This window comes from Nostoc sp. (genome assembly GCF_036917375.1).
Classification (GTDB): Bacteria; Cyanobacteriota; Cyanobacteriia; order Cyanobacteriales; family Nostocaceae; genus Nostoc.
In genome coordinates, this window is record NZ_JBALDN010000118.1 from 60,354 (window position 1) to 72,587 (window position 12,234).

The 12,234-nt window shown below is 41.9% G+C and carries 9 protein-coding genes; 3 read left to right on the top strand and 6 right to left on the bottom strand.

Annotation, left to right across the window (positions count from 1 at the left end; genetic code table 11):
• Position 1: 1 nt before the first annotated feature.
• Positions 2–1,510: a hydroxysqualene dehydroxylase gene (locus V7K45_RS32450; RefSeq protein ID WP_335010048.1), complete on the bottom strand. Its 1,509-nt coding sequence runs from the start codon at positions 1,508–1,510 to the stop codon at positions 2–4.
• A 252-nt stretch (positions 1,511–1,762) separates the two neighbouring features.
• On the opposite strand from V7K45_RS32450, the gene V7K45_RS32455 reads away from it, so the two are divergent.
• Positions 1,763–2,665 carry a class I SAM-dependent methyltransferase gene (locus tag V7K45_RS32455; RefSeq protein WP_335010050.1) on the top strand — a complete coding sequence of 301 codons (903 nt, stop codon included), beginning with the start codon at positions 1,763–1,765 and terminating at the stop codon, positions 2,663–2,665.
• Positions 2,666–2,936: 271 nt separating this feature from the next.
• On the opposite strand, the gene V7K45_RS32460 is transcribed toward V7K45_RS32455, so the two are convergent.
• On the bottom strand, positions 2,937–4,985 hold the full coding sequence (locus V7K45_RS32460; RefSeq protein WP_335010052.1) for a potassium channel family protein: 2,049 nt from the start codon (positions 4,983–4,985) through the stop codon (positions 2,937–2,939).
• Positions 4,986–5,279: 294 nt separating this feature from the next.
• Between V7K45_RS32460 and modB the strand changes: the two genes are divergently transcribed.
• Positions 5,280–7,106 (top strand): molybdate ABC transporter permease subunit, encoded by a 1,827-nt coding sequence (gene modB, locus V7K45_RS32465; protein ID WP_335010054.1) that lies wholly within the window; start codon positions 5,280–5,282, stop codon positions 7,104–7,106.
• 123 nt (positions 7,107–7,229) lie between these two features.
• Here the strand turns inward: modB and V7K45_RS32470 are convergent, their stop codons facing one another.
• Together V7K45_RS32470 and V7K45_RS32475 are read right to left on the bottom strand one after the other, a co-directional pair.
• Complete coding sequence (locus tag V7K45_RS32470) at positions 7,230–7,601, bottom strand: four-helix bundle copper-binding protein (RefSeq protein WP_335010103.1); 372 nt, start codon at positions 7,599–7,601, stop codon at positions 7,230–7,232.
• Positions 7,602–8,100: 499 nt separating this feature from the next.
• The gene (locus V7K45_RS32475; RefSeq protein ID WP_335010056.1) at positions 8,101–9,279 is read right to left on the bottom strand and encodes a pyridoxal phosphate-dependent aminotransferase; all 1,179 of its coding nucleotides are present in this window, start codon (positions 9,277–9,279) and stop codon (positions 8,101–8,103) included.
• 180 nt (positions 9,280–9,459) lie between these two features.
• On the opposite strand from V7K45_RS32475, the gene V7K45_RS32480 reads away from it, so the two are divergent.
• Positions 9,460–10,059: an MBL fold metallo-hydrolase gene (locus tag V7K45_RS32480; protein WP_335010058.1), complete on the top strand. Its 600-nt coding sequence runs from the start codon at positions 9,460–9,462 to the stop codon at positions 10,057–10,059.
• Positions 10,060–10,565: 506 nt separating this feature from the next.
• Here V7K45_RS32480 and msrB read toward each other — a convergent pair.
• A complete protein-coding gene (gene msrB, locus V7K45_RS32485) occupies positions 10,566–11,060 on the bottom strand; it encodes a peptide-methionine (R)-S-oxide reductase MsrB (RefSeq protein WP_335010059.1) in 495 nt (164 codons plus the stop codon).
• 231 nt (positions 11,061–11,291) lie between these two features.
• Complete coding sequence (locus V7K45_RS32490) at positions 11,292–11,825, bottom strand: MgtC/SapB family protein (protein WP_335010061.1); 534 nt, start codon at positions 11,823–11,825, stop codon at positions 11,292–11,294.
• Positions 11,826–12,234: the final 409 nt, after the last annotated feature.

The following is a 12,234-nucleotide window of genomic DNA, read 5'->3' on the forward strand; positions in this document are numbered from 1 at the left end:
ATTAAGGCAACCAAAAATCAGGTAGGATAGATTTGGTCAAGGCACGCAAAGTTTGGTTGAGCGATCGCGCCACTTGGATATGCACTTCATCCTCTTCTACAGCTAAAATCTCAGATGGCTGACCTGCTCCCAAATAAGACACAACTAAATTCGCCGCCTCCAAACCAGTAACATAAGCCTTTTCCTGCGACCAGGAACCATGACGGTTCACAATCCAATCCCCACTCATAAATACATTCTCAAAACTTGTCTTCGCGGGCAACATATAACGATAGCTACCAGGTGCAAAGTGAGTTACCGCCTGATGTAGCCGAATTACACTGCTATCAATTATCTTTGCCTCCCGAAACGCTGGCACACAAGTTGCTAAATAACCCTGAACTATTGATAAAATCTCCTCATCACTCAAACCCAGAAACTGATTTGCGTGATAGAAATCAGCTTCAATCACTGTTCCCGGTTCATCTCTATATTCATCATGTAGAGCATTCAAATCAAAAAACGTCCAACCTGTACTTGCGTCGAATCCAAAGCAAGCATTAGAAGGACGAGGAATATCAATTTTCCGGTCAAACCATAGTCGCGTTGCTAAAACATCAATTGCTCCTAAATTGCTCAAATTACGAAATTCTTCATGACTTTGTAAACTAGGGCTAGTTGAGACAATTTTCTTCATCCCCGTGATTCCAACCGCAAAAATCACGGCATCTGCATCAAAAACCTCATCACCGCAAACCACACCTTTGACTTGATTACTATCAACAATTAAGTCTGTAACTCGACGCTGTGGCAACACTCGCGCCCCAGCTTTTTCAATACGTTCCACCCAAGGACGAAATATCTTTTCTCCAACAGTTCCCCGACACCATACCACATCAAAATCTGGTTGATGAGCCAGAATAAAAAAGTAAAGCATCCCTAAAGTTGCGGCGGCTGAACACTGTTCGCCAGGGGCAAATAAGCCCACTAATAACATTGGTTCAAAAGCCTCACGGTAAAGTCGCGCAGAAACGTTAAAGTCTTTGAACAATTCACGGGCAGTTACAAAGTCATAGCGCCGCCAAGCTGCATCAGAATTGTCAAAATCAACCACAGCATAAAGTAAAGGCAGGGCACTGAGACGGTCAATTAGTGGCAGCCGCTTAAACTGAGTGTAGAGAAAAGTTCCCAGTGGCGAGGGGAGTCGCGGTAAATCTTGAAAAATTGGTGATTCAACTTCCAAACCTGCTGGCGAATATTGCGAAGAACGAGTCCAAGTAGTAAAAGGATTAATTTCTAATTCATTGATTAGGGAAAAAATATTTTTGTAAGGATACCAGAACCCATGAATGCCAGCTTCAACAGATTTTCCGGCTGCCGTTTGCCAACCTGCCACCAATCCACCAGGATAGGGGCCTGCTTCGAGAAGTGTCACATCATAACCTTGTTTTGCTAAATGGTAGGTTGCTCCTAAACCAGCCCAACCAGCACCTACAACTACCACCCGTTTTTGTTGTAACCCTCCTACCATCGCAGCCTCCAATTGTTGCAGTCCATCAACTAATGTATACGAACTTGTGTTTTGATCGAGCAAGGGTTGTCATTATAGCGGTTTTCACTTGGATGCGATAGGCGCTTTGCTAGCACATTCCATCGAATTTAAAATAGTTATAGACTTTAAAAAAGGCTTAGGGAAAGCCGTTCAGTAAAAATCACTTGCGGTTAATGCTGAGTTAAGAGTATAACAGAAAACAGACTTGACTATTGATGAGGATAATCATACATGTCTCAATTAGCAAATGTAAAATCCAGTCTCAATGACTTTGAATTACGAGATGGAATTTATTTTCCTAGCGACTATGAACAATTAACAAATACTCAACATAAAAAAACATGGGATGCAATTGGTAAAACATACTATGGTTCCCAAAAAATTGAAAAAATTGCAGCAACATCGCCGATTAAACAAGATTACACTCTGCTAACTGGTACGCCTGGAGGTACTTGGAACAAATTTCCATTAAATAAATCTGTTGGTTCTATTCTAGAAATTGGTTCTGGTTATGGTCGCGCACCTTTACATCTCTCGAAAGCGAAAAATCTAAAATGCGAGAAATATTACGGCATTGATATTTCTGAACCTTTATTGCGGCGGCTAATCAAAGTTAAACAAGAATACAATTTTTTTCCAGAAGCTGAATTTAACTTGATTTGCACTTCTGCTGAAACATTGCCTTTAGAAGATAATTCTATAGATTTGGTAATTTCTAATTGCGTTTTTATGCATATTCCAGATGCCCAATTAAGAAATTTATTGGCTGATATCTCTCGTGTGCTAAAACCTGGTGGAATTTTTGTTTTTAATCATTCCTTTCACAATAAGTCTTGTCCTTCTCATATCATCCATAATTTTATTAGAAGGCTGAATCCATTTGTGAGAAATCCAGTTTATCTCAAACAATATTCATCTGCTGAAATAGAAGAAATGTTAGCTACTGCTGGGATGAAAGCCAAGTGTCCAGAATACATTGTCGAACCAACAGCAGAGTATGCAATTTTGCCGGAAACCATCAAAGGGATTCCCGTACCTTTTGCTAATGCTATCAACAGAAGTCTTAAGCCATCAGATAATTTAAAAGAAACTTTGGCTTACGGTTTTAGTGCCTACAGTACTCAACTGGACTGATTAAAAAACTATCTGCTTGTCACAATGAACTGAATACAAATAATCTACAAAAGCACAACATTGTTTGTGCTTTTATTTTTACAATAAATGCCTATGAACTTTGGCTTTTTATTTTTTGCTTTGAGTTTGATTATTTAGTCTAAACTCTAATCATCACAAAGACGCAATGAATCGCCGTCTCTACAATAATCAGTCTTTTGTTTTGACGGCGATTCATCGCGTCTCTTGCCTTAACCGAACAGTATTGATATGACTTATAATTATGGGAGGATTAAGGTTGCCCAATGTAGATAACATTCGCCAAAACTTGTACTTTGCTTAACTCGCGCACGAGACGTTGAGCTTGATGTTTATAAAGTGGTATTGGCAACATTCTAGGCAAATTATTCATCCATTGTCTAGCATCAGTAGAACTACATCCCGTAATTAAAACTATCTCTTCAGCACCATACATAATGGCATTTGTAGTCAGAGCTTTTTCTATCTGCACCTGCCAAAGACGAGGCAGCATTTCACCCCATTCAATTCGCTGCAAACTACTGCTTGTGGCTAAAACAATCAAGCGATCGCCAGCATCAAGTTTAACATCATACCAGGGCATTAAAGAGTAATTATCTCGCTGATATTTCTGGTAGAGAATCGGTACAACGCTGTAGCCAGATGCTATTTCAGATAAAAGCAACCCATTCAGGGTATCGCCATCTTCAATCTTATATTCCGTCACCATAACTATTTGCTCATTCAAGTGAAACAAGCTGAGAACATTTTCTCCAAAAGCAGCACAAGCAAAAACTTCTGCTGACAAAGCCGCACCACATATAACTTGAGCATAAGGAAACAGAGGGGCGACATTATCACTAAATTGGCGGTCTTGAGAGCGGATAATCAAGGTAGTGGCGGGATTCATTGCATGAGCCATCAAACCAATTTCCAGATTTTCCATATTGTCGTCCCCAACTAAAATGATGCTTTTAGCATGGGAGAGATTCGCTTTAGTGAGTGCTTCGCTTGCATTACCAACGATAAGGGGCATATCGGGTAAAGTTTCTTGGTCGAGAGTGGTAGGATGAATTCCTACTAACGGCTGGTTGAGTTCTTGCAAAAGAGCAGCTACTTTCTGTCCCAAGCGATTTAAGCCAATAATTATTAGATGGTTGCGTTGTGGTATGGGAGGACGGGAATTAAAAAAATGAAATCTTGAAGTGACAAGAGCATCAGTCAGCAGTGCATATAATACTCCTACGAAAGCTTGACCTGTCAAAGTTAGTCCCAGGCTAAACAACCGCAACCACCAAGGGATAGCATCTGAGGGCTTTGATTGCGATGCAAATTCAACACCGCCAAATAAATCCCCGTATCCTCCCAAGAGCAAAATTGCTGTCGCATAAAAAGCTTCTTGGATGGTGATGTCAGGATAATATAAGCGATAAAGAATTATTCCAACAAGCCACAGGATGAGTACAGTAATCGCATAGATTGTCGCAATTCGCCGGATTTGATTTTGGCTTTGGTAGTAAGATTGCCAAAATTGCGCTATTTTTTCCTTGAGATTTTTCGCTGTGATGCCTTGGATAAACTGTTGCCACTGCCACTTTTGGCTATAAGATTGTCGGCGTTGTTCAGAGAAAGCTAAATCGTATGCCACATCTATGTAAACTAGCGTGTCTCCTACCTGCACTTCTGCCTCTGGGTTCCAGCCAAACAATTCTTTGGTTGGGTTAAATGAAACAGGTCTATGACTTAAGATGCGGCGAGTTGTCAGATTGAGTCTATGTACTGGCTTGCCATTACACCAGCTATCTTTTGCTTGTACCTGGTGCTTTATCACTTGCAACAGTTGCCCTTCTAAGGTGAAATATCCAATAGCTTCAGAACCAAGGGCTGTCAGAGCGAAGGCATGAGCGGAAAGATGAGTAGGTTCAAAAGCAACAAAATTACCGAGATTTTCCCACAAGAGTTTGTTGAAATTTTGTTTGTCAGAACGTACAATCAAGCGAACGTGAGGATTAAGACGCCGTGCTGCAAAGGCAGCTTCTATATTTATCCGCTCATTTCTGGTTACTAAAAGTATTGAACGACACTGCCTTATACCTGCCTGCTCTAAAACACTTGGCTGGCGACAATCTCCTACGATTAACTTTTCTAGTAAGTTAGGTACTTCTGGGACTTCCCAATGTTCAGGCTGCACATCCTCAATGGCACTGACTTTAACATCGTATTCCTTGAGGATTGCCACGCAATGTTGCCCTAAACTTTTGAGTCCGCATACTAAGAAAAGGTCTTGGGGTTTTTTTTGATTGCTGGTAGGAGGAGGATGCACTTTCTGTTGACGGTAGTATTAGATACTGCGAACAGGGTGTGTTTAGTAGGGTTTTTACACTTCGGTAATTTCCAACAATTTTACCAGTTGGTTTCAAGATGAGTATCAAATGATAACAAACCGTAGCGAATTCTGATATTTGATACCTAACTGAACGCGAATTTTGTTTACAGTTTGGATAGTTTTTGGGATTACCTCCATTGATTGTGATGTAATTTACCAACTTTTTCCAACATATTCAAGCCAAAGTTGGTAAATTAGGGATTAGTTGAGCTAATTCTTCCCTACGCAACTATGCCATTGGATTTATCGCCTCTTTGGATATCACTCAAAACTTCATTACTTGCCACATTTATCACCTTCTTTTTGGGTATCGCTGCTGCCTACTGGATGCTGGGATATCGTGGCAAAGGTAAATCATTGATTGAGGGTATCTTTATTGCGCCCTTGATTTTACCGCCCACAGTTGTCGGGTTCTTGTTGCTGCTATTTTTTGGCAAAAATGGCCCTGTAGGGAAATTCATGGGGACTTTTGACTTCAGCATCGTTTTTACTTGGTATGGTGCAGCGATCGCAGCCACGGTAGTTTCTTTCCCTTTAATGTATAAAACTGCACTGGGAGCCTTTGAACAAATAGACGGTAATCTGCTGCGAGTAGCTAGAACTCTTGGTGCAACTGAAACTACAATCTTTTGGCGCATCAGTTTACCTCTAGCACTACCCGGTATTGTCGCCGCCACCATGTTAGCTTTTGCCCGTGCTTTGGGAGAATTCGGCGCAACGTTGATGTTGGCTGGTAACATTCCCGGACAAACGCAGACAATCCCAATGGCGATTTATTTTGCTGTGGAAGCGGGAGCAATGAACGAGGCTTGGTTCTGGGCGATCGCAATTATGGTGATTTCTCTATCTGGAATAATTGGGGTTAACTTCTGGCAAGAATTAAGGGAAAAGAGGAGGGGAGCGGGGAGCAGGCTTGCCGTGAGCGTAGCCGAACGGGAGCGGGGAGCGGGGGAAGAAATTCTTTATACTCCGCAATCTCGTTTTCAATCTGGGGGATTGTTAGTCAACATTGAAAAAATCCTGACTAGCTTTGATTTAAAAGTTGCTTTCACTTCTGATGAGCAACCCTTGGGATTGTTAGGAGGTTCTGGAGCAGGTAAGAGCATGATTTTGCGCTGCCTTGCGGGGATAGAAACGCCTACAACCGGACGTATAGTTTTAAATGACAGAGTTCTGTTTGATTCCGAGCAAGGAATTAATTTACCCAGCCGCGATCGCCGCATCGGTTTTTTAGTACAGAATTACGCCCTGTTTCCGCACATGAATGTAGCGCAAAATATCGCTTTTGGTTTGCCCAAAAAACTATCTGCTGGGAGTATTCGGGTGCAAGTTGAGGAGCAACTTATAGCGATGCAGTTGCAGGGATTAGGCGATCGCTATCCACACCAACTCTCTGGGGGTCAACAACAACGGGTAGCCTTGGCAAGAGCATTGGCAAGTCAACCGGAAGCATTACTTTTAGATGAACCGTTTTCGGCACTTGATACCCATCTGCGTAGTCAATTAGAGCAGCAAATGACAGAAACTTTAGCTGACTACCAAGGTGTGACTTTATTTGTTACCCATAATATGGAAGAAGCTTATCGGATTTGCCCGAATCTATTGGTGTTGGAGCATGGCAGAGCCGTTCATTATGGTAGCAAACATGAGATTTTCCAGCATCCTGCTACCGTTAGTGTCGCCCAACTTACCGGATGTAAAAACTTCTCCCGTGCTGTTCTCCAGTCATCTCAACAGGTGGAAGCGATTGATTGGGGTTGTACTCTGCAAGTAATTGAACCTGTTAAAAGCGAATTATCTCACATCGGCATTCGTGCCCATCAGTTCATTTTTACCAACGACTCATCACAGGAAAATACCTTTCCCTGCTGGTTAGTACGAACAAGTGAAACACCTCACCGGATGACGTTATTTCTCAAACTACATTCGGCTGGCAAGAATTCTCAAGATTACCATCTGCAAGCTGAAGTCTTCAAAGAAAAATGGGCGACGATGAAAGACCAACCTTTTCCTTGGTATGTGCGTTTAGATCCTCTGCGGTTGATTTTGATGGAGTGAACGCAGAGATGTGCGGGGCGCGGGAAATTCTTTAAAATAACTTTACTTCAAGCGCCCAGACCCAAAGAGTCTGAGCGCTTGAATATTAGGTTGCAGAGAAACTTCTGCTGGATTATTGTGGAATTATGCGGGCATCATGTGCATACTTCTGCAAGACTCTGCACACTTACGACAAGTGGCAGCACATTCCATCATTTTCGCGTCGTCGCTCATCATCTCACACGCCATTGCAGTGCGATCGCACATTTCCGCGCAAAGCATAGAAGTGCGTTCCATGAACTCAGAACCGCTCATCATCATGTTCATGCACATCATGCACATTTCAGAGCAATCGCGCATCATACTCATCATACTCATCATGTTCTTATCCATGTGCTGACCACCTTTGCTCATGCAATGAGTCATGGTTTCCATGCACATTTTATGACAGTCCATACAAACATCCATGCAAGTCTGCATTTCTGGAGTCATGGTTTCAGTCATCATCATCATCATCATCATCGGAAATACCTCCTGATTTTTTGATGGATAAAATAGTGCCCCTGAAAGGACTACTCATCACATTAGTCTTATCCTTTTAAAGAGTCAATGGGGTTTTTAATGCAGAATTTTTAAGCCTACTATCCCGATATAATTACCGGAAAATTGAAGTAATTCTACACTAGTTTGGTGTTGTTTTTCTGGGAAATACTATACATTAAGGTTTAGAAACCCTCATTTACAAGTGTGGTTTACTTTGGCAAGTCAATTTTATATCGGTGATCAAAAGTTATAGTTAAATTTAACTCGAAAATAATGTTATTGTTTTTAACAAATGAATGTCTAAACTAAGCATTTGTAAATTTAATTTAACTGTATTTTATTAACTTATATTAACTAGTCCTATATATGTCCTGAAAAATTCGTAATTCATAATATAATTTCAACTGCACTTCAAACAAAATTTCCTCAAAAAAAAGTAATTTTCACAACTTAACATAAGATATGATGTAGGTTATAGATTTGATTGCAAGTTGAGTAAGCGATCGCTCGCTGCTTTTAATGTCTCAGGTCTTTTGCTGAAGCAAAATCTGATTAACGAATGTCCTTTTTCTGGTTGGCTGAAAAAGCTGGAACCGGGAACTACAGCGACACCGATATCTTTAATCAGATGGTAAGTGAATTCAACATCTGTTTTATAGCCAAATTTGGAAATATCTGCAAGAACATAATAGGCTCCTTTGGGAACGAAATAGGGAATGCCAACTCGGTCTAGAATTTGTAAAATGCTGTCTCGCTTTTGGTGATAAAGTTTGGCTAGTTCTTCATAATAGGATGGTGGTAGTTGCATAGCGGCAACTCCGGCTCGTTGCAAAGGTGCAGGTGCGCCAACGGTGAGAAAATCATGGACTTTGCGAATCGCCCCTGTCAATTCGGGGTTTGCCAAAATGTAACCGACTCGCCATCCAGTAACGCTATAAGTTTTGGATAAACCGTTAATAGTAACGGTGCGTTCTTCCATACCGGGAAGAGTCGCTAGGGCAATGTGTTGAGTCCCGTCATAGAGAATATGTTCATAGATTTCGTCTGTGAACGCTAACACATCCCATTTTTGACAAAGTTCAGCAATTAGCGTGAGTTCTTCACGGGTGAAGACTTTACCTGTGGGGTTGTGGGGTGTGTTGATAATAATAGCTTTGGTATTGGCATTGAAAGCTTGACGCAACTGTGCTTCATCAAATGTCCAATGGGGAGGATGCAGTGTCACGTAACGGGGTATAGCACCAGCTAAAATCGCATCGGGGCCGTAGTTTTCGTAATATGGCTCAAATACAATTACTTCGTCACCGGGATCGACTGTTGCTAGCATCACAGATGCCATTGCTTCTGTGGAACCACAGGTAACGGTGATTTGGGTTTCGGGATTGATATCTAAACCGAGATACCAACGGACTTTGTTAGCGATCGCATGACGAAATGGGCGATCGCCCCAAGTAATGGCATACTGATTAACATCTGCGTCTATTGCCTGATATGCTGCCTGTTTCAACTCCAAAGGACAAGGAAAATCAGGAAACCCCTGTGCCAAATTTACTGCATCGTGTTGCAGCGCCACCCTGGTCATTTCTCGAATCACTGACTCTGTAAACTGTTCTGCCTTCGCTGATATCTTTTGCCGCCCAATCTTACTCATCCCTATACCTCCGTATTGCCGTTAACCGAGAATTTCTGCAAACCCGACAAAATCCATAATGCTGATAGATTTATCGTAGTATACTCAAATTTCCGACCTAGAGGGAATGCGACCTTATAATCTATATACTTAATTATTGAGATTAATAGTCAATTATTGAAGTACCGATCCAGAATCATCATGAAATCTTTGCACCGTCCCGATCTGTATAGCTGGTCTAATTTCAATCCGGCAAGAAATATTGATTTCAATGGGATTGCCTGGATTCGCCCAGATGGCAACATCTTGATTGACCCAGTAGCCCTATCAAACCATGATTGGAATCATCTAAAATCCCTCGGCGGTGTGGTTTGGATTGTGCTGACGAATTCTGAGCATGTCAGGGCAAGCAAGGAAATTGCCGATCAAACCTATGCTAAGATTGCTGGGCCGATTGCAGAAAAAGATACTTTTCCTATACCTTGCGATCGCTGGCTATCTGATGGTGAAGAATTTGTGCCAGGACTGAAAGTGATTGAACTCCAAGGTTCTAAAACTCCTGGTGAGTTGGCTTTGTTACTGGAAGAGACAACTTTAATTACAGGGGATTTAGTCCGGGCACGTAAAGCAGGTAGCTTGACAATTTTACCAGATGACAAGCTGCTGAATCGAGAGGAGGCTGTTGCTTCTGTTCGCAGGTTGGCTCAACTGAGTCGGGTAGAAGCAGTGTTGGTGGGGGATGGTTGGCCAGTCTTTCGGGATGGACGCGATCGCTTAAAGGAACTTGTAGCAACGCTGTAAATAATTAGGGTAGCACAGCTAGCTATGCTACCCTACAGGCGATTGTGGTTCAAATAGATTGAAAAGGCTCTCAGAAGAAAATCAAACAACACCGTATCATGGTAGTTAGTAACATTTCTGTTTGATACTTTCTTTTTTGCCTTAAAAGAATATCAGGTAAGCCATCTCCTGATTCCCTGACGGCAGAATGTGGAAATTTTCACTGATAAACCTAGTTGGAGAACACTGATGTCTAAGGAAAGAAAAAGTAATAAAGAAGCTAAAAAACCTAAAAAAGATCCTAAAGACAAAAAGGAGAAAAAAGAGCCAAACAAATAGGACTATTTAGGTAAATAGCTTTAGCGAAGACCAAGAGTTGCACTTTCCTAAATTGACAATATTTCGTCCAGAATCATTGAGTAGGAGAAGTTATTGTCAAAAATTTGTTCACCCTTGGTCAAGCCTCAAAATCTGATGATTTAGGTTATATATGCGATGTCACGACGGTCTACGCCTACCCAACTTAATTAAGCAGGCTCAAATTTCAGCGAAACACCGTTCATGCAGTAGCGCTTGCCAGTGGGTGCAGGGCCATCATCAAAAACATGACCCAGATGACCACCACAGCGACTACAATGCACTTCAGTTCTGGTCATAAACAACGACTTGTCTACAGTAGTGGCGATCGCACCCTCAATTGGATTAAAAAAGCTAGGCCAGCCAGTACCACTGTTGAATTTGGTATCAGATGTAAATAGTGGCTGTTCACACGCAGCACAATAATAAGTACCCTTGTCGTATTCCTTATCTAATGGGCTAGTATAAGGGCGTTCAGTCCCATGTTTACGCAATACATTAAACTGTTCTGGCGTTAAAATCGTGCGCCACTCTGACTCTGGTTTGGTAACTTCAAATCCACTCTTAGAAGTTGTCATCGCTTCTGGCCCCCATTTGATATACCTTGATAACAATGCTGTGCCGACTATGACTGCACTAGCCTGTAAAAAATAGCGTTTGTCCATATATCTATTATTTTCTATTTTCCGGTTCACTGGCCAATCAATTCCAGTACGGGATTCCCTACATGAATGACTATAATCAACGACCGCTCTGAATTAGCCCTGATAAACTGATTAAAATTGGCTTAAAAACAACAAATTATTTTTCAATAAAATATTAGGCGGCAATACGATCGATTTGACTTAATTTTGGACAATAGCAAGGATAGTTTTCAATTGGAGCATAAAGTACGGTCAATCATCATCCTCATCAGAGGTGATTGTCAGATCCTGAGTAGTCCCGTGTTTACCCTGACTCGTCATAAATACAAATGCGCGATTGAGCCGCTTTACTCCACTTAGGGTAATTAGAGTCAGTAAACCTCCCAATAATCCCATTTGCCACAAACCACAACCAATCGCAGCCCCCAAGCCGGCCGCAGTCCAGACACAGGCGGCTGTAGTTAAACCTTTTACTTTTGGCGTTGTAGATTTTCGAGGAGATTCTTGTAAAATCAATCCTGCTCCGAGAAATCCTATGCCAGTAGCTACACCTTGAATTGTGCGACTCAGTGCATTAGTAGCAGCATAGGGACTCTCGCCCTCAACCTGCAAAGGAATCATCACAAATAGTGCTGCTCCCATACTCACGAGCATAAATGTTCTCATCCCTGCTGGTCTACCTCCTTGCTGACGGTTAAATCCAATCAAGCAACCAACCAGGAGCGCCAAAGACAATCTAAACGCTATATGTGGCCAATCGTTGGCAGCAATAAACATCGGCCCCATTGCCTTATTTCTCCTAGAGACAGAACGGAATTTTGCACCTATTGGCAGTAGGCTGGATGGCTACCCACTTTTATAGCTGAAAACTTAAGCACAGCAAATCAATAGGCTTTCAGTACATTAAGGTTAATTTAACAAAAGGTTAGAAATAAGTAAACTAATATACCCAAAGCTGCCATTGATGTATTCTTCCTAGAGACAAAAGAAAGGGAGCGGGGGAAACAGGGGAGGCAGGGGAAGCAGGGGAGGCAGGGGAAGAAAGAAGGGAACTCTTAGCAGGGAGCAAGGGAGGAGAGTTTATTCCCTTTGCCCCCCGCACCCTGCCCCATGCCCAATCCCCAATCCCCAATTTTTACGATCGCTAGCTTATTGAACACCGCCTAATATACATTGGTCTGATAGAGATACCGGA